Consider the following 26,379-nt stretch of genomic DNA (forward strand, 5'->3'; position numbering starts at 1 on the left):
GCCGCGGCGGCTCGGGCGGTCCCGGCCGGGCATCGACGCGGCGCTCACCCCGGGTCCACCGAGCCGCGGACCCGGAGCGCGGCCCCGGCGGCACCCGCGACCGACATCACCACGACCACACCGCACAGGACCGAGGCCACCGGCGCCAGGCCCCACACGTCGACCGCGGCTCCCGCGAGCAGGCTCGCCACGGCGGCCGCGAGGTAGCAGTACAGGTAGACCGCGGCGAGGGTGCCGGCGCGCGTGCCCTCCGGGCTCCGGTCGAGCAGGACCCGGATCGCGCCGGCGAACGCGACACCGAACCCGGCCCCGGCCGCGACCGCGGCGGCGAGGTAGGCGGCGAAGTTCCCGAGGGCGATCGCGACGACGAACCCGGCGGTGCCGGCCGCCAGCACGACGGCCCCACCGGTCAGCGCGCGTGCGGCGGGCAGCCGGGCGGCCGCGAGCCCCGCCGCCGGTCCCGCGAGGTGGTAGACGGCGACGGCCAGGGCGCCGCTGAACAGGTCGTCGCGGCCCAGGACGGAGGCCGCGAGCGACGGGGCCAGCGCCTGGGTGAACCCGCCGAGGACGTAGGTCGCCGCGACGACGACACACACCATCGGGAACAGTCGGCGCGCGGCGCGGGGCACCCGGACCTCCGGCCGCAGCGACCGCAGCGCCCCGGGCCGCCGGACCGCGGTCTCCGGCAGCAGGGCGAGCGCCGCGGCGGCCACGACGAGCAGTCCCGCTGCGACGACGAAGGACCGGACGGGTGCGCCGTCCGGCGCGAGCTGCACCGCGGCTCCGGAGGCGAGCGCGCCGAGCGCGATGCCGCCCGGCGGCGCGCCGCTCGTGATCGCCCCGGCCAGCCCGGGACGCGCCGGAGGCGCCAGGTCGACGACGTAGCCGCCGAGCGCGGCCAGCGCGAGCCCCACCGACACTCCCTGGACCGCCCGCCCGATGATCAACGGTGCGGACGAGTCGACGGTGGCGAGCACCAGGCACGCCACCGCGCCGACGATCAGTGCGGGCACCGCCACCCGGCGCCGGCCCACGTGGTCGGACAGGCTGCCGCAGCACAGCAGGGCCACCAGCAGCGGCACGACGTAGACGGCGAACGCCCCGGTGAGCGCGACCGTCGAGATGCCGTAGGACCGCTGGTAGACGACGTAGAGCGGGGCCGGCACCCCGGCCGCGGCGCAGACCACCACGAAGGACACCGATGCCGTGGCGAAGGCCAGCGGGAGCGATCGGGGCCGGAGCACCGGTCTCAGGTCGCCGGGACGACGGACAGCGGAGCAGCGAGGATCACCGTCCGAGACTAGGCGTTCCGGATCGGCGTCCGGGACCGGAGGGCCCGCGGCGCACCGTCCGGCGCCGGGGCCGACCGGGCCGCCGTGCCCTCAGCCCTGCTGCGCCGCCCACTCCTCGACCCGGCGCGCGCTCTCCTCCGGCGACAGGTCCTCCACCCGGGTCATCACCGCCCACCGCACCCCGTACGGGTCGACGACCGAGCCGAACCGGTCCCCGGACACGAACGTCGAGACCGGCTCGCGCACCGTCGACCCGGCCTCGACCAGCGTCGCGACGGCCGCGTCCACGTCGGGTACGTACACCGCGAGCGACAGCGACACCGGGTGGTCACCCGCCGGGGCGGCGACGAGGCCGTAGTCGGGCATCGCGTCGGAGACGGTGAACCGGCCGGCCGCCAGCTCCAGCTCGGCGTGCCCGACCATCCCGCCCATCTCGGTGACCGAGAGCACCCGGGCCCCGAAGGCGGCGCAGTAGAGTTCGATCGCCGCGCGGGCGGGCGATGCCACCAGGTGCGGGGTGAGTGAGGTGACCCCGTGCGGACGGCCGTCGGTGGTGTGGGCGCCGGTGACACTGCTCGTGAGCTCCATGCGACGAGTCTCCCCGCCCCGCGACGGCGCGGATTGAACATTGCCGACAGGGGGTTGGTCGATGACCGTCGAGTCGCGCGGACACCTCAACCCGGGTGCCCCCGAGGTCGCGCTCGACCGGGCGCCCATCGGGCTCGACGACCTCGTCCGGTGGGTGTGGACCGCCCGCTGGGACGTCCCGCCGGGGCGCACGGTGCGCCAGCGGGTGCTGCAGTACCCGGCGTTCAACCTCGTCACCGACCCGGTCACCGCGACGCTGCACGGGCCGCGCACCGGCGTCGACATCCGGGAGCTGGCCGGGCGGTCGTGGGTCGTCGGCGTCCTGCTGCGGCCCGGCGCGACCCCGCTGTTCACGGCCACCGCACCCGCCGCGCTGCGCGGGACCGCCGAGGAGGTCCGCGGCGCGCCGGTGGCGGAGCTCACCGCGGCCGTGCCGGCCGGCGACCCGGCCGCGACGGTGCGGGACTGGCTCGCCCCGCTGGCGGACCGGGTCACCGACGCCGGACGCCTGGTCAACCGGGCCTGCGCGTTGGCCGAGTCCCGCGCCGACGTCCTGCGCGCCGACCAGCTCGCCGAGCTCGTCGGCGTCGCACCGCGGACCCTGGAACGCCTGGTCCGCGGCCACGTCGGACTGACCCCGCTGTGGCTGATCGAGTGCCGTCGCCTGCAGCACGCCGCCGCGGTGCTCCGGACCGACCCGGACACCGCGCTGGCCGGGCTGGCCGCCGATCTCGGCTACGCCGACCAGGCCCACTTCACCCGTCGCTACCGGGCGGTGCTCGGTGAGACGCCCGGCGCGACCCGGCAGGCGGCCCGCGCGGCCGGGTGATCACGGGTACCGCTGCGACACAAGGTGCTTCACCACGCGCAGTCGCTGTGGTCGGATACGCCGGACGCAGGAATCCAGGTCACCCGCCGTACTACCCTCCCGCGCATGGCACGCCGGCCCGAACCCGACCCGACGACCTGGTGGGCACGCTACGGGCACCGGCTGGAAGGACCCCCCGTGACGAACCCGGCGCAGCCCCCGGCTCCCGAGGTCCCGCGTCCCGAGCTCCCACGTTCCGAGGCCCCGCGCAGGAACCCCGGGGCGGCCGCGGCGGACCTGCGTGAGGACACCATGCTGCGCGCGCGGCCCGACCGGCCGCGCACCGGCTGGCGGCGCGCGCTCTACGACGTCACCGGCGGCCGTGTGAACCCCGGCCCGAGCGACGCCGAGGAGCTCCGCTCCGGGCTGCTGGCCCGGGTCCGCGCGCCGCTGGCCGGGGCGCACCGGGTGGCGGTCATGTCGGTGAAGGGCGGCGTCGGCAAGACCACGGTCGCGGCCTGCCTCGGACAGGCGCTGGCCGAGCACCGCGGGGACCGGGCCGTCGTCCTCGACGCCAACCCCGACGCCGGCACGCTCGCCGACCGCCTCACCGGCGACTCCCGGATCACCGTCCGCGAGCTGCTGAACGATCTGGACTCGGTCGGCACCTGGACCGACGTGTCCCGCTACACGAGCCTCGCCGGGCGCCTGCAGGTCCTGGCCTCGGAGCAGGACCCCGCCTCGGGCGAGGCGTTCTCCCGCGACGAGTACGAGCGCGTGGTCGACCTCCTGGGCCGCTTCTTCAACATCATCATCACCGATTCCGGCACCGGGATGGTGCACTCCACGATGCAGGGCACCCTCGCGCGCGCCGACTCGGTCGTCGTGGTCGGGGCCCCGACCGTCGACGGCGCGGGCCGGGCCAGCAAGACGCTGGACTGGCTGGTCGCACACGGCCACGGCGACCTCGTCCGCGACGCGGTGGTCGTGCTGTCCTGCGACCGGCGCAGCGCCGAGGTCGACGCCGCCCGGATCCGCGAGCACTTCGCCCAGCGGGTGCGCGGGGTCGTCGAGGTCCCGCACGACCCGCACCTGGCCACCGGCGGCCGGGTCGACCCGGCCCGGCTCCGCCCGGCGACCGCGGACGCGTTCCTGGAGCTGGGCGCCCTGGTCGCCGACGCGTTCGACGTGCGACGACGCGACTGACCGGGCCGCGTACGCTGGTCCGCGAGATGAACACCGCGCGCAGCCAGAACCGTCCCGACGACAACCCCTGGGTCCTCTCCACCCGTGAGCTGGCCCGCCGCCCCGGTAACCAGCGCACCGTGGCCCGTACGGTCCCCGCGCCGTCGGGCGACGCCGAGATCGGCCTGACCGGGGTGATCACCGTCCCCGGCGGGTCCGACGTCGAGCTCGACGTGTCCCTGGAGTCGGTGACCGAGGGCGTCTACGTCTCCGGCACGGCCGATGCCCGGCTGGCGGGGGAGTGCTCGCGCTGCCTGGAGCCGATCGGTGAGGACGTGCAGGTCCGGATCGGCGAGCTGTTCGCCTACCCGGACTCGGTCACCGAGGAGACCACCGACGCCGACGAGATCCCGCGCCTGGTCGACGAGCGCATCGACCTCACCCAGACCGTGCGCGACGCGATCGTCACCGAGCTCCCGATGGCGCCCCTGTGCCGCGAGGACTGCCCCGGTCTGTGCGTCGAGTGCGGCGAGAGGTGGGCCGATCTCCCGTCGGATCACGGGCATGAGACACTGGATCCTCGTTGGGCGGCGCTCCGTGAGCGCCTGCCCTCCACCGACTGAGCGGCGGCTCCACATGAGCCCGCTCCCCGGTGGGCAGACCTGATCGTTCGAAGTACCGAGGAGTGTCATCATGGCCGTTCCCAAGCGCCGGATGTCGCGGTCGAACACGCGTGCGCGCCGGTCGCAGTGGAAGGCCACTGCGCCGACCCTGGTCGCCTGCTCGAACCGCGCCTGCCGTGAGCCGAAGCTGCAGCACATCGCCTGCCCGACCTGTGGGCAGTACGACGGCCGTCAGGTCACCAGCCCGGCCTGATCGCAGCAGTGGGCGACAAGAGCGTGACCGGTCCGGTGACGGACCGGTCACCTCTGCTGTCCGCACTCGGTGTGGACCTGGACGAGGCGCTGCTCACGCTGGCGCTCACCCACCGGTCCTACGCCTACGAGCACGGCGGTCTGCCGACCAACGAGCGCCTGGAGTTCCTGGGCGACTCGGTGCTGTCGATCGTGATCACCGAGCGGCTCTACCGGGACCACCCGGACCTGCCCGAGGGGCAGCTGGCGAAGCTGCGCGCGAGCGTGGTCAACATGCACGCGCTCGCCACCGTCGCGGTGGCGCTGCCGACGCCGGACGACGGGCCGCACGGCCTCGGCGCGTACCTGTACCTGGGGCGCGGTGAGGAGCTGACCGGTGGCCGGTCGAAGGCCAGCATCCTGGCCGACGCCACCGAGGCGCTGCTCGGCGCGGTGTACCTCGCGCACGGCCTCGAGCCGTCCCGCGAGCTGATCCACCGGCTGTTCGCGGACCTGCTGCACAGTGCCCCGCTGCTCGGCGCGGGCCTGGACTGGAAGACCAGCCTGCAGGAGCTCACCGCCGCCGGCGGGCACGGCGTGCCCGAGTACCGGATCGACGAGGAGGGCCCGGACCACCTGAAGGTGTTCACCGCGACGGCCGTCGTCGGGGGTCGTGACCTCGGCAGCGGTGCGGGGCGCACCAAGAAGGAGGCCGAGCAGAAGGCGGCCGAGATCGCCTGGCACGCGCTGTCCGACGAGAGTGCCGGCTCCGGGCGGTAGCCGTCGATGCCGGAACTGCCCGAGGTCGAGGTCGTCCGCCGCGGCCTCGCCGACCACGTGCTGGACCGGCGGATCGCCCGCGTCGAGGTGCTGCATCCGCGCGCGGTACGCCGGCACCCGACCGGCGCGGACGACTTCACCGGCCGGCTGACCGGGCGCACGCTGTCCGCGGCCGCGCGGCGCGGCAAGTACCTCTGGCTGGAGCTGGACACCGCGGGCACCGGCGACGACGCACTGCTCGCGCACCTGGGCATGTCCGGGCAGATGCTGGTGGAGCCCCCGGACGCGCCCGACGAGAAGCACCTGCGGGTCCGCGTCCGGTTCGACGACGACGGCCCCGAGCTCCGCTTCGTCGACCAGCGCACCTTCGGCGGGCTGTCGGTGCAGCCGCTCGCCGCGGCCGCGGGCGGCGGCCTGGTGCCCGAGCCGGTCGCGCACATCGCGCGCGACCCGATGGACCCGGCGTTCTCGGCCGACGACGCCGTCGCGGCGCTGCGTCGCCGTCGCACCGAGGTCAAGCGGGCGCTGCTCGACCAGACCGTCGTCTCCGGGATCGGCAACATCTACGCCGACGAGGCGCTGTGGCGGGCCCGGCTGCACGGCACCCGGCCCACCGGGAAGCTCACCCGGGCCCAGGGTCACGCCGTCCTCGACGCCGCGACGACCGTCATGCACGAGGCGCTCGCCCAGGGCGGGACCTCCTTCGACGCGCTGTACGTCAACGTCAACGGCGCCTCGGGCTACTTCGACCGCTCTCTGAACGTCTACGGCCGGGCGGACCGGGCGTGCCGTCGCTGCGGCACCCCGATCCGCCGGGACGCGTTCATGAACCGCTCGTCGTTCACCTGCCCGCGGTGCCAGCCGGCGCCGCGGCCGCGTCCCTGAGCGGCGCGGGGGTCAGGAGCAGTCGCGGCGCAGCAGGTCCTCCGGGGTGTCGCGGCGCAGCAGCGGCAGCGACGCCCCCGCGGCGACGGCGATCACCGGCGGGCGTGGGACCTGGTTGTAGGTCGAGGCCATCGACGCGTGGTACGCGCCGGACACCGGCACCGCCAGCAGGTCCCCGGGCGCGACGTCGGCGGGCAGCCGGACGCCGTCGGCGATCACGTCGGAGGACTCGCAGTGCCGCCCCGCCACGCGGACCGTCTCCAGCGGCGCCCGGGTGGCGCGCCCGACGAGCCGGACCGGGTAGCGGGCGCCGTAGAGGGCGGGGCGCGGGTCGTCGCTCATGCCGCCGTCGACCAGCACGGTGGTGCGGCCGTCGCCGCAGCGCTGCACGGCGCCGACCCGGTAGAGCGTCACCCCGGCCCGGGCGACGACCGCGCGTCCCGGCTCGACCAGCAGCCGCGGCTCGTCGATCCCGTGCGCCGCGCAGGTCCGGGCCAGGGTGCCGCGCACGGCCCGGCCGAACGTCGCCGGGTCCAGGCAGGGCTCGCCCTCGGCGTAGCCGACCGCGTGGCCGCCGCCCAGGTCCAGCTCGGCGACGGTGATCCCGTACCGCGCGCGCAGCGCCGCGATCACGCCCACCATCCGGACCGCGGCGCGCTCGTAGCGCGACACCGACGGCAGCTGCGAGCCGAGGTGGCAGTGCAGCCCGGCCAGCTCCAGCTCGGGGCGGGCCAGCACCCGTCCGGCGACCTCGCACGCCTCGGCGGGCGGCATCCCGAACCACGACGACGCGGTGCCGGTCGTGAGCCCCGGGTGGGTGCCGGCGTCGACGTCCGGGCTGATCCGCAGCAGCACCTTCTGCCGGTGCGGCGCGAGCGCGGCGATCCGGTCGACCTCCGCCGCCGAGTCCAGCACGATCCGCCCGACGCCCGCGGCGAACGCCGCCTTGAGGTCCTCGTCGGTCTTGACGGTGCCGTGCAGCACGATCCGGTCGCCGGGCAGCCCCGCGGCCGCGGCCACCGCGACCTCACCGCCGGAGCAGGCGTCGACCGAACAGCCCTCGTCGGCGACCAGGCGGGCCATCCCGCGGCAGAGGAACGCCTTGCCGGCGTAGACGATCTCGGCGTCGGGCAGCGCGGCCCGGTAGGCGCGGCAGCGGGCGCGGACGTCGGCGGTGTCGAGCATCTGCACCGGGGTGCCGAAGCGGGCGGCGAGCCCGGCGAGGTCGACCCCGCCGATCTGCAGGGCGCCGTCGGAGGTGGCGCGGGTCGTGAGCGGCCACAGGCCCGGCTCGAGGCGGGCGGCCAGCGTCGGGCGGAGGGAGGGGAGCAGGTCGGCGAGGGTCACCGGGATGACTCCTTGGTGGCGGGCGCCCGGTGCGGGCGCCGTGCTCCTCCGTTGTCACTCCGCGGGCGCCTCCGTGCCCGTTCCCGCTACGCCGCCCTGACGGGGCCGGTGCCACCACTGGCGGCACCTTGACACGCACGGGGTGCAGTGGTGCGCGCACTACTGCGCACTGCGTAGTACTCTCCGGTGCGCAAGGAGGTGCGATGGACACCAGTCAGCTGCTCAAGGGAGTGCTCGACCTCGCGGTGCTCGCCGTGCTCGACCGCGGGGACGGCTACGGCTACGAGGTCGTCCGTGCGCTGCGCGCGGCCGGGCTCAGCGAGGTGGGGGACGCGTCGGTCTACGGCACGCTGCGCCGGCTCTACGGTGCGGGCCTGCTGACCTCCTACGTCGTCCCCAGCGAGGAGGGGCCGCACCGCAAGTACTACGCGATCAACGAGCCGGGCCGGGCCCGGCTGCGGGAGACGACCGACCGGTGGCGCGCGTTCGCCACCACGATGGAAGGCCTGGTGGGCACGTGAGCACCGACGGCACCGGCGGCCCCGACGGCGCCGCCACGACCCGGATCGGCGACCCGGTCGGCACCGAGTACCTGCTCGGGTTGCGGGAGGCGCTGTCCGACCTGCCCCCGGCGGAGGTCGAGGAGATCGTCGAGGACGCGCGGGGCCACCTCGCCGACCTCTCCGACGAGCTGGGCCCCGGCTTCGACCGGGCCGCGGTCCGCGAGCGCCTCGGCACGCCGGAGGCCTACGCGGCGGAGCTGCGCGCGGCCGCGGGCTATCCGGCCCCGCAGGCGCCCGCCGGACGCCCCCGCACGGGCGGGGCGTGGTTCGCGGTGGCCGCGCTCCTCGGCGCCACCGGCCTGATGGTCCTCGCGGGTCCCGCCGTGTGGCAGGTCGGGCCGTCGGCGTCGTTCCCGATGTTCCTCGCGGCCCTGGCCGCCGGGGCCGGTGTGCTCGCCGTGTGGACCGACGGGCCGGGACAGCCGTCGGTCGCGGCGCTGCCGTCGGTGGTGGCGCTGCGCGAGCGGATCGCCCGGACCCGGGCCGACGGCGGGGTCGGCGGGTTCGTCCTGACCCTCCAGCCCGGCTGGTGGGTGCTGCGCGGGCTGGTCGCGGCCGGGCTCGTCGGATGGGTGTTCGGCGGGGGCGGGTCCGCCGGGCTGCTGATCACCGTCGTCCTGGCCGTCGCCGCGGTGCCGCTGTCGGTGCTGCTCGGCCGCCGCAGCGCGGTCGACCGCCGGCTGCTGTGGGCCGTGGTGCCGCTGAACGCACTGGCCGCGGGCCTGCTGGTGGCCGGGGTGCCGGCCCAGGGGCAGGACCGCACCACCGACGTGTCGTCGTACTCGCCGCCGCCGGGGCTGACCCTGGACGGGAACACGGTGTCCGACGTGCGGCCCTTCGACGCGAACGGCAGGCCGCTGACCGGGGTCTACCTGTTCGACGAGAACGGCCGCCCGCTCGCCGTCGACGACGGTCACTGCCCCACCGACGGCTCCGCGGCCACCTCGACCGTCCCGGCGCCCGGGCCGTACCCGCAGGGTGTGCGCACGACCGACCCGTCGTCGGGGGAGTGCGTGACCGTGCCCCCGCCGCCGCTGGTCGTGACGATCCCGCAGACCACGGCGGCCCGTCCGGGTACGCAGGCGCCGCCGACCGCACCGCGGGCGACCCCGGCACCGGCCACGCCCGGAGCCGGCGGCTGAACCGGGGGGCCGGGCGTCCACGGGGGGTGGGCGCCCGACCCTCAGAGCCAGTCGTTGTGCTTGAACGCCAGGTACAGCCCCAGTCCGAGCAGCAGCATCAGCCCGATGGCCATCGGGTAGCCCAGCGCCCAGTGCAGCTCCGGCATCTCGTCGAAGTTCATGCCGTAGATGCCGGCGATCAGGGTCGGCGCGAACAGGATCGCCGCCCACGACGACACCCGCTTCATCTGCTCGTTCTGCGCGAAGCCCGCCTCGGTGAGCCGGGTCATCTCCTCGTTCTGCCGCTGCGCGACCAGGGTCGAGTTGACCGTCAGGATGTTGCCGAGCAGGTCGCGGAACCCCTCGACGCGCTCCCGCACCCGCGTGGCGTGGTCGATCACGTCGCGCATCGCCCGGCGCAGCTCCAGGTCCGGGGCGTCGCCGGACTTGGCGAACCGGGCCCGCAGCTCGACGAAGATCTCCTGCAGCGGCTCGACGGCCCGCTGGAACGCGATGACCTGCCGGGTCAGCTGGTAGATGCGCCGCGACACGTTCGGGTCGCCGCGGAAGACCTGCACCTCGATCTCGTCGATGTCGTCCTGCAGGCCGTCGAGGACGGGGAAGTAGTCGTCGACGACCCGGTCCAGCACCGCGTAGAGCACCGCCATCGGGCCGTGCGAGAGCAGGTCCGGGTCGCTCTCCAGCCGGTCGCGGACCTCACCGAGCTGCGGCTCGGCGGCGTGCCGGACGGTGATGACGAAGTCCGGTCCGAGGAACAGGTGCACCTCGCCGATCTCGACGACCTCGTCGGAGTCGACGTAGCGGGCCGGGCGCAGCACCACGAACTCGGTGCTGCCGTAGCGCTCCAGCTTGGGGCGCTGGTGGGCGTTGACGGTGTCCTCGATCGCCAGCGCGTGCAGCCCGAACTCCGCCGCGACCTGGTGGATCTCGTCGACGCCCGGCCGCAGCATGCCGATCCAGCAGAACGCGGGTGCCTCGCCGCCGTGGTCGGCACGGCAGCCCTGCAGCGCCTCGACCGCGCTGTCGACGGAGTCGGGCGCCGCCGCCCGCTTGCCGTCGACGTAGACCGCGTTGTCGATCACCGACATGCACAGACCTCCCCGCCGGGCCGGCCGGGCGGGTGCCCGGGCCGTCACCGAGCAGGGTAACCAGCGCTGTGCCGCGCAACCGCCGGGACGAGGAGGTGGGCCACCAGCGCGGTCGCCGGCAGCCCGGCCAGGAGCTCCAGGTCCCGCGCGCCGGTGTGCAGCTCGGCGAGGCGGTGCAGCCCGAAGCCGTCGGCGAACCCCCAGCAGACCGCCGCGGCGGCCGGCGCACCGGCCGCCGTCGTCGCGACGGCGAGCGCCGCCGTCCCCACCACCGCGACGGCGACCGCGACCGCGGCGACGAGGCCGGGCCCGGCACCGGCGGCCCCCGCGGCACCGGCGGCGAGCCCCGCGGCGACGCCGGTGGCGATCGCGGCGACGAACCCGGCGCCCCCGGGCAGGGGCGGCGGGACCGGACGGGCGGGGCGGCGCTGCAGCATGCGCGGGAGCGTGCGCCCCCGGCGGCGGACCGGCCCGGCCCCTGACGCGGTGTTGGCGTCGTCACGCGCGTGTGTTGACGGGTTCCTGAGACCGACCGCCCGTCCGGGGGACGTGATGGCCACCACCGGGCGTCAAGAACGCGTCAACGCGCGCCCCGGTGGGCGTCAATCCGCCGTCATCGCCGCGGGCACGACCCCCGGTGCGGCGCACGATCCCCGCAGCCCGCCGGACATGCCGGCGGGTGGGCACGACCGAGGAGAGTCCCGTGGCCGACCTGGCCTACACCGCGTTGCTGGTGGCGTCCTTCGCCGTCCTCGCGCTCACCCTGCGCGGGATGGAGAAGCTGTGATCGCGAACATCGCCGGGGGTGTGCTCGCCCTGGCCCTGCTGGTCTACCTGGTGATCGCGCTGCTCCGCCCGGAGCGGTTCTGATGGCGGGGCTCGCGCAGGCGGCGGCGCTGGTGGCGCTGCTCGCCGTGACCTGGAAGCCGCTGGGCGACTGGATGGCGCGGGTCTACACCGACACCCGGCACTGGCGGATCGAGCGGTTCGTCTACCGGGTCTGCCGGATCGACGCCGCGTCCCCGCAGCGCTGGACGACCTACGCCGCGGGTGTGCTGGGCTTCTCGTTCGTCTCGATCGCGCTGCTCTACCTGATGCAGCGGCTGCAGGCCTTCCTCCCGCTCGGGTTCGGCCGCGGCACCGACGGCGCCACCTCGGTGTCGCCCGCGATGGCGTTCAACACCGCGGTGTCGTTCGTGACCAACACGAACTGGCAGTCCTACGTGCCCGAGCAGGTGCTCGGCCACACCGTGCAGATGGCCGGCCTGACCGTGCAGAACGTCGTGTCCGCCGCCGTCGGCATGGCGGTCGCGGTCGCGCTGGTCCGCGGCTTCGTCTCCCACGGTGCGACCGGCGACGACGAGGGGGGCCGGATCGGGAACTTCTGGGTCGACCTGACCCGCGGCGTCGTCCGGATCCTGCTGCCGATCGCCGCCGTCGCCGCGGTCGTGCTCGTCGCCACCGGCGTGGTGCAGTCGCTGCGGTCCGGTGTCGACGTGACGACCGTCGACGGCAGCGTCCACACCCTGCCGCTCGCCCCGGCCGCCTCGCAGGAGGCGGTCAAGGAGCTCGGCACCAACGGCGGCGGCATCCTCAACGCCAACTCCGCGCACCCGTTCGAGAACCCGAACCCGCTGTCGAACCTGCTCGAGATCTTCCTGCTGCTCGTCGTCCCGGTCGCGCTGACCCGCACGTTCGGCGTGCTGGTCGGGCGGGTCCGCCAGGGCGTCGTGCTGCTGTCGGTCATGGGTGGGCTGTGGGCGCTGTTCCTCGCCGCGACCTGGCTCGCCGAGCTGCACCCCAACGGCCCGGCCGCGCTCGCCGCGGGCGGGGCGATGGAGGGCAAGGAGGTGCGCTTCGGCATCCCCGGCTCCGCCCTGTTCGTCGTGTCCACCACGGGCACGTCCACCGGCGCGGTCAACGCCACCCATGACAGCCTCACCGGTGCGGGCGGCGGCGTCGCGCTGCTGAACATGCTGCTCGGCGAGGTCGCCCCCGGCGGCGTCGGCTCCGGGCTCTACGGCCTGCTGGTGCTCGCGGTCGTCGCGGTGTTCCTGGCCGGGCTGATGGTCGGGCGCACCCCGGAGTACCTGGGCAAGAAGCTCGGCCGGCGCGAGATCACCTACGCCGCCGTGTCGATCCTGGTCATGCCCGCGTTCGTCCTGATCGGCGCGGGCCTGGCCATCGCGCTGCCGGGCACCGCCGACGCGCTGGGCAACGACGGCGCGCACGGCTTCTCCGAGGTCCTCTACGCCTGGGCCTCGGCGGCCAACAACAACGGCTCCGCGTTCGGCGGGCTCACCGTGACGAGCGACTTCTTCCAGGCCGGGCTGGGACTGGCCATGCTGTTCGGCCGGTTCGTGCCCATGCTGGCGGTGCTGGCGCTCGCCGGCTCGCTGGCCCGCCAGCGCCGCGTCCCGGCCGGCGCCGGGACGCTCCCGACCGACGGCCCGCTGTTCGCCGGCCTGGTCGGCGGCACCGTCCTGCTCGTGTCCGCGCTGACCTTCTTCCCGGCGCTCGCGCTCGGCCCGATCGCCGAGGCCCTCTCGTGAGCCGTCGCCCCACCCCGCCCCCCGCCCCCACCCCGACCCCGACCCCGTCGTCCGCCTCCGGCGGTGCCCCCAGGGGAACCTTCGTGGCTTACAGCGCTACGAAAGTGACCCTCGGAGCGGACGGCGGTGGGGGGACCCCTCGACCGGAGGAGACCGTGTCCGTGTCCACCGAGCGGCCCACCGGGCCGCAGACGCCCGGCCCGGCGCCGGCGCCCGTCGCCGGCGGGGCCTTCGCCCCACGCCAGCTGCTGGCGGCGCTGCCCGAGGCGCTGCGCAAGCTCGATCCGCGCGTGCAGGCCCGCAACCCGGTCATGTTCGTCGTCTGGGTCGGGTCCGTGCTGGTCACGGTGCTCGCCGTCGCGGACCCGAGCGTGTTCGCGGTGCTCGTCGCGGTGTGGCTGTGGTTCACCGTGCTGTTCGCCAACCTCGCCGAGGCCGTCGCCGAGGGGCGCGGCAAGGCCCAGGCCGCCTCGCTGCGCGCCACCCAGCGCGACACCGTCGCCCGCAGGCTGGTCACCGACTCGCCCGCCGACCGCGACGCCGCCGAGGAGCAGGTCCCCGGCGCCCAGCTGCGCCTCGGCGACCTCGTCGTCGTCGAGGCGGGGGAGACGATCCCCGGCGACGGCGACGTCGTCCACGGCATCGCCTCGGTCGACGAGTCCGCCATCACCGGCGAGTCCGCGCCGGTCATCCGGGAGGCGGGCGGCGACCGCTGCGCCGTCACCGGCGGCACCACCGTGCTCTCGGATCGGATCGTCGTGCGGATCACGACGAAGCCGGGGGAGTCCTTCGTGGACCGGATGATCGCGCTCGTCGAGGGCGCCGCCCGGCAGAAGACGCCGAACGAGATCGCCCTGACCATCCTGCTGTCGGCGCTGACGATCATCTTCCTGCTCGCCGTGGTCGCGATCGCCCCGATGAGCGCCTACGCCGGCACCCAGGTGCCGCTGCTGGTGCTCACCGCGCTGCTGGTCTGCCTCATCCCGACGACCATCGGGGCGCTGCTGTCGGCGATCGGGATCGCCGGGATGGACCGGCTCGTGCAGCGCAACGTGCTCGCCACGTCCGGGCGCGCGGTCGAGGCCGCCGGCGACGTCGACACCCTGCTGCTCGACAAGACCGGCACCATCACCTTCGGCAACCGGCGCGCCACCGCGCTGCACCCCGTCGGCGGCACCGGGGTCGAGGAGCTGGCCCGCGCCGCGCGGCTGTCCAGCCTCGCCGACCAGACCCCCGAGGGCCGCAGCATCGTCGAGCTCTGCGCGGCCGAGCACGGCCTCCCGCCGGAGGCCGACGCGACCGAGGCCGTCGCCGAGTTCGTGCCCTTCACCGCCCAGACCCGGATGTCCGGTATCGACCTCCCCGGTGGCGTCGTCCGCAAGGGTGCCGCGGCCGCGGTCCTCGACTGGGCCCACGCGGGCGACCGCGCCGAGGTGGACCGGCTGGTGGAGACCGTCTCCGACGCCGGCGGCACCCCGCTGGTCGTGGCCAGGGCCTCCGGGCCGGCAGGCACCGACGGGCGGGTGCTCGGCGTCATCGAGCTGTCCGACGTCGTCAAGCCCGGCATGGCGGAGCGCTTCGCCGAGCTGCGGGCCATGGGCACCCGCACCGTGATGGTCACCGGCGACAACCCGCGCACCGCGGCCGCGATCGCCGCCCAGGCCGGCGTCGACGACCACATCGCCGAGGCTACCCCCGAGGACAAGCTCGCCTACATCCGCCGCGAGCAGGAGGGGGGCCGGCTGGTCGCGATGACCGGCGACGGCACCAACGACGCGCCCGCACTGGCCCAGGCCGACGTCGGCGTCGCCATGAACACCGGCACCTCCGCCGCCAAGGAGGCCGGGAACATGGTGGACCTGGACTCCGACCCGACCAAGCTCATCGAGATCGTCGAGATCGGCAAACAGCTGCTGATCACCCGCGGCGCGCTCACGACGTTCTCCGTCGCGAACGACCTCGCGAAGTACTTCGCGATCCTGCCCGCGATGTTCGTCGCGCTGTACCCGTCGCTGGGGCTGCTCAACGTCATGGGCCTGGCCACGCCGGAGTCCGCGATCCTCTCCGCGGTGATCTTCAACGCGCTGGTGATCGTCGCGCTGATCCCGCTCGCCCTGCGCGGGGTGCGGTACCGGCCGTCGTCGGCGGCGTCGCTGCTGCGGCGCAACCTGCTGATCTACGGCCTCGGCGGGGTCGTCACCCCGTTCGTCGGGATCTTCCTCATCGACCTGCTCGTCCGCTTCGTCCCGGGGATCTGATGCTCACCACCCTGCGCCGCCAGACCGCGACCGGCCTGCGCGTGCTCCTCGTCATGACCGTCCTGTGCGGCATCGCGTACCCGCTCGCGATCTGGGGCGTCTCCCGGATCCCCGGGCTCTCCGCGCAGGCCGAGGGCTCGGTGCTGCCCGGCGGCACCGGCTCGTCGCTGATCGGGATCGACCCGGTCGCCGCCGACCCGGCCGCCGACCCGTACTTCCACACCCGGCCCTCGGCGACCGCGGAGGCCGACGCCGGGCTCGGCCCGGCCGACACGACGACCTCCGGCGGATCCAACAAGGGCGGCTTCGACACCGGGCTGCTGGAGGCGGTGCAGCAGCGCCGCGCGGTGATCGCCGCCCGGGAGGGCGTCGACCCCGCCGCCGTCCCCACCGACGCCGTCACCGCGTCCGGCTCCGGGCTCGACCCCGACATCAGCCCGGCCTACGCCGCGCTCCAGGCACCACGCGTCGCCCGGGTCACCGGGCTGTCGCTCGACCGGGTGGAGCAGCTGGTGGCCGACGCGACCAGCGGACGCACCCTCGGCTTCCTCGGCGAGCCCCGGGTGGACGTCACCGAACTCAACCTGTCCGTGCGGGACGCGCGGTAGTGGGGCGGGACCACAATGGCCGGGTGAGGGGAGAACTGCGCATCCATCTCGGTGCCGCACCCGGGGTCGGGAAGAGCTTCGCCATGCTCGGCGAGGCCCACCGGCGGGTCGGCCGCGGTGCCGACGTGGTCGTCGGCGTCGTCGAGACCCACGGCCGCGAGCGCACCGCCGGGCTGCTCGAGGGACTGGAGGTGGTACCGCGGCGCACCGTCGCGCACGGCGGCACCGAGCTGCACGAGATGGACGTCGACGCGGTGCTGGCCCGCCGCCCCCAGGTCGCCCTGGTCGACGAGCTCGCCCACACCAACGCGCCCGGCTCGCGCCACGCCAAGCGCTGGCAGGACGTGGAGGAGCTGCTCGACGCCGGCATCGACGTCATCTCCACGGTCAACGTGCAGCACCTGGAGTCCCTCGGCGACGTCGTCGAGACCATCACCGGGGCCCGCCAGCAGGAGACCGTGCCCGACGACGTGGTCCGCCGCGCCGAGCAGATCGAGATCGTCGACATCACCCCGGAGGCGCTGCGCCGCAGGCTCGCGCACGGCAACGTCTACCCGCCCGAACGCGTCGACGCCGCGCTGGCGCACTACTTCCGGGTGCCCAACCTCGTCGCCCTCCGGGAGCTCGCGCTGCTGTGGATCGCCGACGAGGTGGACGTGGTGCTGCGCCGCTACCGCACCGAGCAGCAGGTGTCCGACGTGTGGGAGACCCGCGAGCGGGTGGTCGTCGCGCTGACCGGCGGCCGGGAGTCCGAGACGGTGCTGCGCCGTGCCGCACGGATCGCGAAACGCTCCGGCGGCGCCGACCTGATGGCGGTGCACGTGCTGCGCGGCGACGGCCTGGTCCCCGGCCGCGCCGGGGCGCCGGTGGTCGCCGCGGACCGGGTGCGGCGGATGGCCGAGGGGGTCGGGGCGAGCTTCCACACCGTCGTCGGCGAGTCCGTCGACGACGCCCTGCTCGACTTCGCCCGCGGGGCCAACGCCACCCAGCTGGTGCTGGGCACCTCCCGGCGCTCCCGGCTGGCCCGGGTGTTCGACCCCGGCATCGGGGCGCGGGTGGTGCAGGAGTCCGGACCGATCGACGTGCACATGGTCACCCACTCGGCCGCCGGGCGGGCCCTGCGGCTGCCGAGGCTGCGCAGCGGCCTGCCCGCGGGCCGTCAGGCCGCCGGCTGGGCGACCGCCGTGCTCGCGCCGGCGGCGGCGACCCTGGTCGGGATCGCGCTGACCGACTGGGTGGACCTGTCCACCGACGTCGTCCTCTACTTCCTCGCGACCGTGCTCGCCGCGCTGGCCGGCGGGCTCGGCCCGGCGCTGCTCGCGGCGCTGCTCGGCGGGCTGCTGCTGAACTTCTTCCTGTCCCCGCCGCTGTACTCCTTCGCGATCGCCAACCCCGGCAACGTCATCACCGTGGCGACCATGCTGCTGGTGGGGGTGCTGGTGGCGCTCGTCGTCGACCGGGCGGCCCGGCGGGCGGAGCAGGCGGCGCGGGCCCGGGCGGAGGCCGCGCTGCTGGCGTCGTTCGCGCGGACCGTCCTGACCCGGTCCGACCCGCTTCCGCGGTTGCTGGACCGGGTCCGGGAGACCTGGGCGCTGCAGTCGGTGGCACTGCTCGAGCAGGGCGAGGACCGGGTGTGGCGCCGGGTCGCCTGCACCGGCGACGCCGGGGCGTGCGACCGGCCGGAGAAGGCCGACGTGGACGTCGTCGTCGACGAGGGGCTGCACCTGGTCGGGACCGGCCGCGCCCTGCCCGCGGCCGACCGCAGGCTGCTGGAGGTCGTCGGCGGGCAGGCGCTGCTGGCGCTGCGCGGGCAGCGCGCCGAGGCCGGGGCCGCCGACGCCGAGCGCCGCGCGGCCGCCAACGAGACCCGCGGCGCGCTGCTCTCGGCCGTCGGGCACGACCTGCGCAGCCCGCTGACCTCGATCAAAGCGGCCGCGAGCAGCCTGCGCGACGAGCACCTGCCGCTCGGACCGGACGACCGCGCCGAGCTGCTGGCGACCGTCGAGGAGTCCGCGGACCGGCTCACCGGCCTGGTCGACAACCTGCTCGACTCCTCCCGGCTCGCCGCGGGCGCGGTGACCCCGCTGCTGGCCCCGGTCGGTTACGACGAGGTCGCCGCCACCGCGCTCCTCGGCCTGGAGGGCGCCGCCCGGGTCCGTGTCGAGATCGACGAGGACCTGCCCGACGTCCTCGCCGACGCGGGCCTGCTCGACCGGGTGCTCGCCAACGTCGTGGACAACGCGCTGCGGCACGGCGGGACCGAGGTGGTCCTGCGCGCCAGCGCCTACTCCGACCGGGTCGAGCTGCGCGTCGTCGACCGGGGGCGTGGTGTCGCACCGCGCGAGCGTGACGCGCTGTTCGCCGCGTTCCAGCGCCTCGGCGACCGCGACGCGACGTCCGGGCTCGGCCTGGGCCTGTCGGTGGCGCAGGGGCTGACCGTGGTGATGGGCGGCGAGCTGACCGCGGAGGACACCCCGGGCGGCGGTCTCACCGTCGTCGTCTCGCTGCCCGCCGCACCGGTGGGGGTGGCCCGGTGAGCGGGGGCGGGCACGGCGTGCGGGTGCTGGTCGTCGACGACGACCCGCAGATCCTGCGGGCGCTGCGGATCAACCTCACCGCGCACGGCTACACGGTGCTCGTCGCCGCCGACGGCTCGGCCGCGCTGCGGGCGGCCGCGGACGGGCATCCGGACGTCGTCGTCCTCGACCTGGGGCTGCCCGACCTCGACGGCACCGAGGTCGTCGAGGGGCTGCGCGGCTGGAGCACGGTGCCGGTGATCGTCCTGTCCGCGCGCACCGACTCCACCGACAAGGTCCGGGCGCTCGACGCCGGCGCCGACGACTACGTCACCAAGCCGTTCGGGATGTCCGAGCTGCTGGCCCGGCTCCGGGCCGCGGTGCGCCGCGCCGCCGTGTCGACCGTCGACGGCGAGGCCGTCGTGACCACCGCGGACTTCACCGTCGACCTGGCCGCCAAGACGGTCGCACGCACCGACGGCGCCGAGGTGCACCTGACCCCGACCGAGTGGGGGATCCTGGAGCTGCTGGTGCGCCACCGCGGCAAGCTCGTCGAGCAGAAGCGGCTGCTGCGCGAGGTCTGGGGCCCGCAGTACGGCACCGAGACCCACTACCTGCGGGTCTACCTCGCCCAGCTGCGCCGCAAGCTGGAGCCGGTGCCGTCGCGGCCGAAGTACCTGATCACCGAGGCGGGGATGGGGTACCGGTTCGACGACTGAGCAGGCCTCAGCGGCCGAAGTCCTGGGTCCAGTACCCGTCGGCCAGCCCGACGCCGATCGTGGTCAGCGAGCAGTCCAGGATGTTCTTCCGGTGCCCGGGGGACTCCATCCAGTCCTGCACGACGGTCGCCGCGTCCGGCTGGCCCATCGCGATGTTCTCCGCACCGGGGGAGCCGTAGCCCGCCGCGGTGATGCGGTCGGCGAAGTCCCGGCCGTCGCGGCTGTCGTGGGCGAAGTAGCCCTGGGCGGCCATGTCCTCGCTGTGGCCCTGGGCGGCCGCGCTGATCCGCGGGTCGGCCCGCAGCGCACCGCAGCCCGCGGCGGCCCGCTCGGCGTTGGTCAGCTCCACGACCCGGGCGAGCTCGCCGGACAACCCGGCCACCGCGCCCCTCGCCGACGGGACCGCCGGCCGGGCCGCGGGGCCCGGCCCGGAGGCGCGGCCGGTGACGGGCTCGGCGGTGGCGGCCGCGGCGGTGGCCGCCTCGTGCGCGGAGAGCGCGTCGAGCGCGGTCCGGGCGGAGGAACCCGGGTCGGCCGGGGCGGCGGCGAGCGCACCGCGGACGAGCGCGGCGCCGTCGACCGGGGCGCCGTCACCGGCCGGGGCCGTCGTCGCGTAGGCGGCGCCGACCGCCCGGAGCGGCCGGGTGTCGGAGACCGGTCCACCGGGCCGTTCGGCGTCGGGCGAGCCCACTGCCGTGAGCGCCGGTGCGGCGAGCGGGGCGGCCATGGCCAGCACGGCGCCGGCCCCCACCCCGCCGAGCACGGCGCTCGCGGCGCGCGGTGTGCGTCGTCGGGTCACGGCCGCGTAACGTACCAGCACTGTGAGTGGCAACACGGATTCGACCGTTCGGCTGATCGCATGGGTCCAGGGGGAGGTGCAGGGCGTCGGTTTCCGCTGGTGGACGCGGTCGCGGGCGCTCGAGCTCGGCCTCGTCGGCCAGGCCCGCAACCTGTCCGACGGCCGGGTCGCGGTGACCGCGGAGGGTGACCGCTCCGCCTGTGACCGTCTGCTGGACCTGCTGCGCGGCGGGGGCACCCCGGGGCGGGTGACGTCGGTGTCGGAGCAGTGGGCTGAGCCGTCCGGCGCATTCTCCGGGTTCGTCGAGGCCTGACCGCTCAGTTCTGTCGGTGCGGGGGTCTACACCTGTGCCCACACCGACACCGGGAGGTCGCGATGCCCGTCCAGATGAACCCCTACCTGCACTTCGAGAACCAGGCGCGGGAGGCGATGGAGTTCTACCGCTCCGTGCTCGGCGGAGAGCTGCAGGTCATGACCTTCGGCGACATGGGCGCCGAGGGCCCCGTCCCCCCGCCGGACGGCGTCATGCACGCCTACCTCGGCACCCCCGACGGCTTCGCCCTGATGGCCTCCGACGGTGACCCGCAGCGCCCGGTGGGGCCGCCGTCGGGCATCTCGGTCAGCCTGTCCGGCGACGACCCGGACAAGCTGCGTGGCTTCTTCGCCGGGCTCGCCGAGGGCGGCGTCGTCGACGTCCCGATGGAGAAGCAGATGTGGGGAGACGAGTTCGGCCAGCTCACCGACCGTTTCGGCGTCCGCTGGCTAGTCAACGCCTCCGCCCCCACCACCTGAGGGTGCGCGGGCGGGCCGTCGGGCACGGCGGCCCGCCCGGCTACCCTGGTCGCCCCCGCGCACCTGGAGATCCCCGCCCGTGCACCTCAAGACGCTGACGATGAAGGGCTTCAAGTCCTTCGCCTCGGCCACCACGCTGCGCCTGGAGCCCGGGATCACCTGCGTCGTCGGGCCGAACGGCTCGGGCAAGTCCAACGTCGTCGACGCGATCAGCTGGGTGCTCGGCGAGCAGGGCGCCAAGGCGCTGCGCGGCGGCAAGATGGAGGACGTGATCTTCGCCGGCACGTCCGGCCGGGCGGCGCTGGGCCGCGCCGAGGTCACCCTCACCATCGACAACTCCGACGGCGCCCTGCCGATCGACTACTCCGAGGTCTCGGTGACCCGCCGGATGTTCCGCGACGGCGCAGGCGAGTACGAGATCAACGGCTCCCGCGCCCGGCTGCTCGACGTGCAGGAGCTGCTCAGCGACTCGGGCATCGGCCGGGAGATGCACGTCATCGTCGGGCAGGGCCAGCTCGACGGGGTGCTGCAGTCCAAGCCGGAGGACCGCCGCTCCTACATCGAGGAGGCCGCCGGGGTCCTCAAGCACCGCAAGCGCAAGGAGAAGGCCCTCCGCAAGCTCGACGCGATGCAGGCCAACCTCACCCGGCTCACCGACCTCACCGCCGAGCTGCGCCGCCAGCTCAAGCCGCTGGGCCGCCAGGCCGAGATCGCCCGCCGCGCCCAGGCCGTGCAGACCGAGCTGCGCGACGCCCGGCTCCGCCTGGCCGCCGACGACTACGTGACCCTGTCCGAGGAGACCCTGCGGGAGGAGGCGTCCCAGGAGCAGGCCCGGCGCCGCCGCGCCGAGGTCGAGGAGCAGCTCGACGTCGCCCGCGGGCGCCAGGACGAGCTGGAGACCGCGCTCGCCGCGGACGCGCCGCGGCTGCAGGTCGCCCAGGACACCTGGTACCAGCTCTCCGCACTGGCCGAGCGGCTGCGCGGCACCGTGCGCCTCGCCGAGGAACGCGTCCGCCACCTCACCTCCTCGGCCGAGGCGGGGCGCACCCCCGGCCGCGACCCGGACGAGACCGAGGCCGAGGCCGACGCGGTCGCCGAGCAGGAGGACGAGCTGGTGGCCGCCGTCGCCGACGCCCGGCGCCTGCTCGACGAGGCCGTCACCGAGAAGGCCGAGCGCGAGCGGACCCTCGCCGCCGCCGAACGCGAGCACCTGGCCGCCGTGCGTGCCATCGCCGACCGTCGCGCGGGGATCGCCACCCTCGCCGGGAAGGCCGACGCGCTGCGCTCCGGCGTCGCCGCGACCGCGGAGGAGATCGAGCGGCTGTCCGAGGCGCTCGCCGAGGCGGGCGCCCGCACCGCCGAGTCCGAGGCCGAGCTGGAGACCGCGCGGGAGTCCCTCGGCGTGTCCGGGAGCGACGCGGACACCGACGCGCTCGCAGCCCGGGTCGAGCAGGCCGAGGCCGCGCACCGCAGCGCGGCCGAGCGGGTCGCCGAGCTGGTCGCCGCCGAACGCGACGCCGAGCAGCGCCGCGCGCACTGGCGCGCCCGGGTCGACGCCCTGCAGGTCGGCCTGGTCCGCCGCGACGGCACCGGCGCCCTGCTCGACTCCGGCGACGACGGGGTGCTCGGCGCCGTCGCCGAGCTCGTCGAGGTCGAGCCGAACGGGCGGGCCGCGGTCGCCGCGGCGCTGGGCGAGCTCGCCGAGGGCGTCGCCGTCGCCTCCGTGGTGTCCGCGGCCGAGGCGCTGCGGTCCCTGCGCCGTGGTGACGCGGGCCGGGCCGCGCTGCTCGTCGGCGCCGGGGCCGCGGGAGCGGACCGCTCCGCCGGGCGGGTGCCGGTCCCGGTCCCCGAGGACGCCCCGCCCGCCGGGCGCTGGGCGGCCGCGCTCGTCACCGCCCCGCCCGCGCTCGCCCCGGCGCTGGGGGAGCTGCTGGCCGGGGTGGTCGTCGTCGACGGCCTGGACGCGGCGGCCACCGCCGTCGGGGCCCGGCCGGGGCTGACCGCGGTCACGACCGAGGGGGACCTGCTCACCGCGCACACCGCCCGCGGCGGCACCGGCGCAGGGGAGGGCGCGCTGCAGCTGCAGGCCGCCGTCGACGACGCGGTCACCGCCCGCGACGCCGTCGACGCCGAGCTGGAGTCGCTGCGCCCCACCTGCGAGGGCGCCCGCGCCGAGGAGGCCGCCCGCGGGGCCGACCTGACCGCGGCCCGCGCCGCCGTCGCCGACGCCGACCGGCGCCGCTCGGCCGCCGCCGCCCAGCTCGGGCGGCTCGAACAGGTCGTCACCTCCGCCCGCGCCGAGGCCCAGCGGCTGCGCGACCGCCGCGACACCGTCGAACGGCGGCGGTCGGACTCGCTGATCGAGCTGGAGGCCGCCGAGCGCCAGCTGTCGCTGGCCTCCGACGCCCCGGTCGACGACGAGCCCGACACCGAGCTGCGCGACGAGGCCGCCGAGCGGGTCGAACAGGTCCGCTCCGAGGAGGTCGAGTGCCGCCTCGCGCTGCGCACCGCCGAGGAGCGGGCCCGCGCCATCGCCGGGCGCGCCGAGACCCTGCGCCGCCAGGCGCACGCCGAGCGCCTCGCCCGGTCCCGGGCCGCCGCCGCGGCTGCCGAACGGGAGCGGGCCTCCGAGGTCGCCCGGCTCGTCGTCGACGCCGGGCACGTCGCCGCCGAGCGGATCGAACGCTCCCTGGCCGCCGCGGCCGCCGAGCGCGACGAGATCCAGGCCGCCCGCGCCGAACGGGAGCGGGCCCACACCGAGGCCCGCGACACCACGACGAAGCTCACCGCGCTGCTGGAGAAGCTCACCGACGCCGTCCACCGCGACGAGATGGTGCGCCAGCAGACCCGGATGCGCCTGGAGCAGCTGACCGAGAAGATCCTGGGTGACCACGGCATCGGCGTCGACGACCTCGTCGCCGAGTACGGGCCCGAGGTCCCGGTGCCGCCGTCGGCCGCCGAGACCGCCGAGTACGAGGCCGCACGCGAGCGCGGCGAGCAGGTCTCCGCGCCGCCGCCGGTCCCGTTCGACCGGCCCACCCAGGAGCGCCGTCTCCAGCGCGCCGAGAAGGACCTGTCGCTGCTCGGCAAGGTCAACCCGCTCGCGCTGGAGGAGTTCGCGGCGCTGGAGGAGCGCTACAAGTTCCTGTCCACCCAGCTCGAGGACCTGAAGAACACCCGGCGTGACCTGCTCACCGTCGTCCGCGAGGTCGACGACAAGATCCTCGAGGTCTTCACCACCGCCTACCACGACGTCGCCGCCGAGTTCGAGACCGTGTTCGCGACGCTGTTCCCCGGAGGCGACGGCAGGCTCGTGCTCACCGACCCCGACGACATGCTCACCACCGGCATCGAGGTCGAGGCCCGCCCGCCGGGCAAGAAGGTCAAGCGGCTCTCGCTGCTGTCCGGCGGGGAGCGCTCACTGACCGCGATGGCGCTGCTCGTCGCGATCTTCCGGGCCCGGCCCTCGCCGTTCTACGTTCTCGACGAGATCGAGGCCGCCCTCGACGACGTCAACCTGCGCCGGCTCATCTCGCTGATGGAGGAGCTGCGCACCACCAGCCAGCTCATCGTCATCACCCATCAGAAGCCGACGATGGAGGTCGCCGACGCCCTCTACGGTGTCTCGATGCGCGGCGACGGCATCACCCAGGTCATCTCCCAGCGCCTGCGCCCCGCCTCCTGACCGGCTGACCGGCCCGTCCTGCACGGCGGGTCGGCCGGGCGTGGCAGGGTGGCGTCGTGACCACGCAGACCCTCTGGATCGTCGTCGCGATCGTCGTGGCGGTGTTGCTGATCGCCGTCGTCGCCGGGCTGGTGATCGCCCGCCGACGGCGCATCAGCCTGCGGTCCGACGAGCAGCAGCGCGAGCTCGGGACCGGTACGGACGAGCCACCGCGCACCGGCGGCAGCTACCAGGCCGGGGGCGGGTTCGCGTTCTCCTCCGGGACGGCCACCGCGCCCGAGCGGCCGCGCGCCCCCGGCGACGACGCGCCGACCGCCGCCACACCGACCCCCGCCACCCCGGCCGCGCCGGCGCCGCCCGCCGAGGCCGCCGACGCGCCGACCGCCGACGAGGTCCGGACCCCGCCCGGCGGCACCCCCGTCGTCGACGGGGCGACGGAGGCCCGCACCCCGCCCGGGGGCATCCCGGTCAGCACCGCCCCGCCGGTCCCGTCGACCGCGCCGCCCAGCAGCCCGACCGTCCCCACCGAGCAGACCGGGACCGTCACCGGCACCCCGGACGCCCGCATCATCGACACGGCCGAGGCCAGCAAGGACCCGGCCACCCGCCAGCTCCGCCGCCCCGAGGGCCCCTCCGGGGCCGCCGGGACCGTGGCGACGCCCGACGGCGGCACCACCGAGCAGATCCCGGCCCCGCCCGCCGCACCCGCCGCGAGTGCCCCGACCGAGCCGGTCGCACGCCCGGAGCTCGCACCGAGTGCCCCGACCGAGCCGGTCGCGCGTCCGGGGGCGGCGGACCCGCAGGCGCCGGTCGCCCCGGGCGCGCCCACCGAGGAGATCGCCCCGGCCGAGGGCCGGATCGGCCGGCTGCGCGGGCGGCTGTCCCGCTCGCGCTCCGGGCTCGGCCAGAGCCTGCTGGGCCTGCTCGGCGCCGGCGACCTCGACGAGGAGTCGTGGGAGGACGTCGAGGCCACCCTGCTGCAGGCCGACCTGGGCCCCGAGACGACCGCGGAGATCGTCGGGAAGCTGCGCGAACAGATCGCGACCCGCGGTGTCCGCACCGCCGAGGCGGCCCGTGCCGCCCTGCGTGACGTGCTCGTCGAGGCCCTCGGCACCGGCCAGGACCGCTCGGTGCACGCGCTGCCGCACGACGGGCGGCCCGCGGTGCTGCTGGTCGTCGGCGTCAACGGCACCGGCAAGACCACCACCACCGGCAAGCTCGCCCGGGTGCTGGTCGCGGGTGGGCACCGGGTGACACTCGGCGCGGCCGACACCTTCCGGGCCGCCGCCGCCGAGCAGCTCGTCACCTGGGGCGAGCGCTCCGGTGCGGGTGTCGTCCGCGGGCCCGAGGGCGCCGACCCGGCCTCGGTCGCCTTCGACGCCGTCAAGCGCGGCACCGACGACGGGGTCGACGCCGTCCTGCTCGACACCGCGGGCCGGCTGCACACCAAGACCGGCCTGATGGACGAGCTGGGCAAGGTCAAGCGCGTCGTCGAGAAGCAGGCCCGGGTCGACGAGGTCCTGCTCGTCCTCGACGCCACCACCGGCCAGAACGGGCTGACCCAGGCGCGGGTGTTCGGTGAGGTCGTGGACGTCACCGGGGTGGTGCTCACCAAGCTCGACGGCACCGCCAAGGGCGGCATCGTGTTCCGCGTGCAGCGCGAGCTGGGGGTGCCGGTCAAGCTCGTCGGGCTCGGTGAGGGCCCCGACGACCTGGCCCCGTTCGAGCCCACCGCGTTCGTCGAGGCACTGCTCGACTGAGGTCACGGTGCGGGCCGTCGCGGACGGCCCGCACCGTGCGCCATGTCACGAACCGGACCATCCGGATGACCGTCGATCCTCCGGATCCGGTTGGGTAACCCAACCGTCATCCGTCGCGGCTGCCTGTTAACCGTTACGAAACGGACAGGCGCCGAATG

At 75.6% G+C, this 26,379-nt stretch carries 24 protein-coding genes; 18 read left to right on the top strand and 6 right to left on the bottom strand.

All coding sequences use genetic code 11. The annotated features are described in order from the left end of the window. Nucleotides 1-44: 44 nt before the first annotated feature. Together MTO91_RS07375 and MTO91_RS07380 are read right to left on the bottom strand one after the other, a co-directional pair. Nucleotides 45-1,244 (bottom strand): MFS transporter, encoded by a 1,200-nt coding sequence (locus tag MTO91_RS07375; protein ID WP_476654124.1) that lies wholly within the window; start codon nucleotides 1,242-1,244, stop codon nucleotides 45-47. Nucleotides 1,245-1,382: 138 nt separating this feature from the next. Beyond that, nucleotides 1,383-1,880: a VOC family protein gene (locus MTO91_RS07380; RefSeq protein ID WP_405418655.1), complete on the bottom strand. Its 498-nt coding sequence runs from the start codon at nucleotides 1,878-1,880 to the stop codon at nucleotides 1,383-1,385. Between the two features lie 61 nt (nucleotides 1,881-1,941). On the opposite strand from MTO91_RS07380, the gene MTO91_RS07385 reads away from it, so the two are divergent. The 6 genes from MTO91_RS07385 (at nucleotide 1,942) to mutM (ending at nucleotide 6,392) form a co-directional block, all read left to right on the top strand. Next, nucleotides 1,942-2,709 (top strand): AraC family transcriptional regulator, encoded by a 768-nt coding sequence (locus MTO91_RS07385; RefSeq protein ID WP_476654125.1) that lies wholly within the window; start codon nucleotides 1,942-1,944, stop codon nucleotides 2,707-2,709. 177 nt (nucleotides 2,710-2,886) lie between these two features. Next, nucleotides 2,887-3,894, top strand: coding sequence for a MinD/ParA family ATP-binding protein (locus MTO91_RS07390; protein ID WP_476654126.1), 1,008 nt, complete (start codon nucleotides 2,887-2,889; stop codon nucleotides 3,892-3,894). Nucleotides 3,895-3,920: 26 nt separating this feature from the next. After that, nucleotides 3,921-4,496 carry a YceD family protein gene (locus MTO91_RS07395; RefSeq protein WP_062400972.1) on the top strand — a complete coding sequence of 192 codons (576 nt, stop codon included), beginning with the start codon at nucleotides 3,921-3,923 and terminating at the stop codon, nucleotides 4,494-4,496. A gap of 70 nt (nucleotides 4,497-4,566) precedes the next feature. Beyond that, nucleotides 4,567-4,749, top strand: coding sequence for a 50S ribosomal protein L32 (rpmF, locus tag MTO91_RS07400; RefSeq protein ID WP_020626225.1), 183 nt, complete (start codon nucleotides 4,567-4,569; stop codon nucleotides 4,747-4,749). Between the two features lie 8 nt (nucleotides 4,750-4,757). Further along, complete coding sequence (gene rnc, locus MTO91_RS07405) at nucleotides 4,758-5,507, top strand: ribonuclease III (protein WP_208821126.1); 750 nt, start codon at nucleotides 4,758-4,760, stop codon at nucleotides 5,505-5,507. 6 nt (nucleotides 5,508-5,513) lie between these two features. Continuing rightward, nucleotides 5,514-6,392, top strand: coding sequence for a bifunctional DNA-formamidopyrimidine glycosylase/DNA-(apurinic or apyrimidinic site) lyase (gene mutM, locus MTO91_RS07410; RefSeq protein ID WP_476654127.1), 879 nt, complete (start codon nucleotides 5,514-5,516; stop codon nucleotides 6,390-6,392). Between the two features lie 12 nt (nucleotides 6,393-6,404). On the opposite strand, the gene lysA is transcribed toward mutM, so the two are convergent. Beyond that, nucleotides 6,405-7,739, bottom strand: a complete 1,335-nt coding sequence (gene lysA, locus MTO91_RS07415; protein WP_476654128.1) for a diaminopimelate decarboxylase — start codon at nucleotides 7,737-7,739, stop codon at nucleotides 6,405-6,407. 203 nt (nucleotides 7,740-7,942) lie between these two features. Between lysA and MTO91_RS07420 the strand changes: the two genes are divergently transcribed. Together MTO91_RS07420 and MTO91_RS07425 are read left to right on the top strand one after the other, a co-directional pair. After that, nucleotides 7,943-8,260: a PadR family transcriptional regulator gene (locus MTO91_RS07420; RefSeq protein ID WP_178376874.1), complete on the top strand. Its 318-nt coding sequence runs from the start codon at nucleotides 7,943-7,945 to the stop codon at nucleotides 8,258-8,260. Further along, a complete protein-coding gene (locus MTO91_RS07425) occupies nucleotides 8,257-9,444 on the top strand; it encodes an HAAS signaling domain-containing protein (protein WP_476654129.1) in 1,188 nt (395 codons plus the stop codon). Before MTO91_RS07420 ends, MTO91_RS07425 begins: the two co-directional genes overlap by 4 nt. Before the next feature lie 41 nt (nucleotides 9,445-9,485). Here MTO91_RS07425 and MTO91_RS07430 read toward each other — a convergent pair whose 3' ends face one another. After that, on the bottom strand, nucleotides 9,486-10,532 hold the full coding sequence (locus MTO91_RS07430) for a magnesium and cobalt transport protein CorA (RefSeq protein WP_062400981.1): 1,047 nt from the start codon (nucleotides 10,530-10,532) through the stop codon (nucleotides 9,486-9,488). Between the two features lie 44 nt (nucleotides 10,533-10,576). Further along, complete coding sequence (locus MTO91_RS07435; protein ID WP_476654130.1) at nucleotides 10,577-10,969, bottom strand: hypothetical protein; 393 nt, start codon at nucleotides 10,967-10,969, stop codon at nucleotides 10,577-10,579. Nucleotides 10,970-11,339: 370 nt separating this feature from the next. On the opposite strand from MTO91_RS07435, the gene kdpF reads away from it, so the two are divergent. The 6 genes from kdpF to MTO91_RS07465 all read left to right on the top strand — a co-directional run bounded on the left by kdpF (nucleotide 11,340) and on the right by MTO91_RS07465 (nucleotide 19,185). Continuing rightward, a complete protein-coding gene (gene kdpF / locus MTO91_RS07440) occupies nucleotides 11,340-11,402 on the top strand; it encodes a K(+)-transporting ATPase subunit F (RefSeq protein ID WP_238590245.1) in 63 nt (20 codons plus the stop codon). After that, nucleotides 11,402-13,084, top strand: a complete 1,683-nt coding sequence (gene kdpA / locus MTO91_RS07445) for a potassium-transporting ATPase subunit KdpA (protein WP_405418638.1) — start codon at nucleotides 11,402-11,404, stop codon at nucleotides 13,082-13,084. Before kdpF ends, kdpA begins: the two co-directional genes overlap by 1 nt. Nucleotides 13,085-13,239: 155 nt before the next feature. Beyond that, nucleotides 13,240-15,342 carry a potassium-transporting ATPase subunit KdpB gene (kdpB, locus tag MTO91_RS07450; RefSeq protein ID WP_476654131.1) on the top strand — a complete coding sequence of 701 codons (2,103 nt, stop codon included), beginning with the start codon at nucleotides 13,240-13,242 and terminating at the stop codon, nucleotides 15,340-15,342. Next, nucleotides 15,342-15,950: a potassium-transporting ATPase subunit C gene (locus MTO91_RS07455; RefSeq protein ID WP_405418634.1), complete on the top strand. Its 609-nt coding sequence runs from the start codon at nucleotides 15,342-15,344 to the stop codon at nucleotides 15,948-15,950. Before kdpB ends, MTO91_RS07455 begins: the two co-directional genes overlap by 1 nt. 23 nt (nucleotides 15,951-15,973) lie before the next feature. Further along, nucleotides 15,974-18,487, top strand: a complete 2,514-nt coding sequence (locus tag MTO91_RS07460) for a sensor histidine kinase (protein WP_476654132.1) — start codon at nucleotides 15,974-15,976, stop codon at nucleotides 18,485-18,487. Further along, nucleotides 18,484-19,185 carry a response regulator gene (locus MTO91_RS07465; protein ID WP_476654133.1) on the top strand — a complete coding sequence of 234 codons (702 nt, stop codon included), beginning with the start codon at nucleotides 18,484-18,486 and terminating at the stop codon, nucleotides 19,183-19,185. Before MTO91_RS07460 ends, MTO91_RS07465 begins: the two co-directional genes overlap by 4 nt. A gap of 7 nt (nucleotides 19,186-19,192) precedes the next feature. On the opposite strand, the gene MTO91_RS07470 is transcribed toward MTO91_RS07465, so the two are convergent. Beyond that, the gene (locus MTO91_RS07470) at nucleotides 19,193-19,984 is read right to left on the bottom strand and encodes a CAP domain-containing protein (RefSeq protein ID WP_476654134.1); all 792 of its coding nucleotides are present in this window, start codon (nucleotides 19,982-19,984) and stop codon (nucleotides 19,193-19,195) included. 22 nt (nucleotides 19,985-20,006) lie between these two features. Here MTO91_RS07470 and MTO91_RS07475 point away from each other — a divergent pair, with 22 nt between their 5' ends. The 4 genes from MTO91_RS07475 (at nucleotide 20,007) to ftsY (ending at nucleotide 26,221) form a co-directional block, all read left to right on the top strand. Beyond that, nucleotides 20,007-20,297, top strand: coding sequence for an acylphosphatase (locus MTO91_RS07475; protein ID WP_405418629.1), 291 nt, complete (start codon nucleotides 20,007-20,009; stop codon nucleotides 20,295-20,297). Nucleotides 20,298-20,359: 62 nt separating this feature from the next. Further along, nucleotides 20,360-20,776, top strand: a complete 417-nt coding sequence (locus MTO91_RS07480) for a VOC family protein (protein WP_308818454.1) — start codon at nucleotides 20,360-20,362, stop codon at nucleotides 20,774-20,776. Between the two features lie 79 nt (nucleotides 20,777-20,855). Continuing rightward, entirely contained in the window at nucleotides 20,856-24,461 is a 3,606-nt protein-coding gene (gene smc / locus MTO91_RS07485; protein ID WP_476654135.1) for a chromosome segregation protein SMC, read from the top strand. Nucleotides 24,462-24,517: 56 nt separating this feature from the next. Beyond that, a complete protein-coding gene (gene ftsY / locus MTO91_RS07490) occupies nucleotides 24,518-26,221 on the top strand; it encodes a signal recognition particle-docking protein FtsY (RefSeq protein ID WP_476654136.1) in 1,704 nt (567 codons plus the stop codon). Nucleotides 26,222-26,379: the final 158 nt, after the last annotated feature.

It is taken from the genome of Pseudonocardia sp. 2-7, assembly GCF_056341085.1.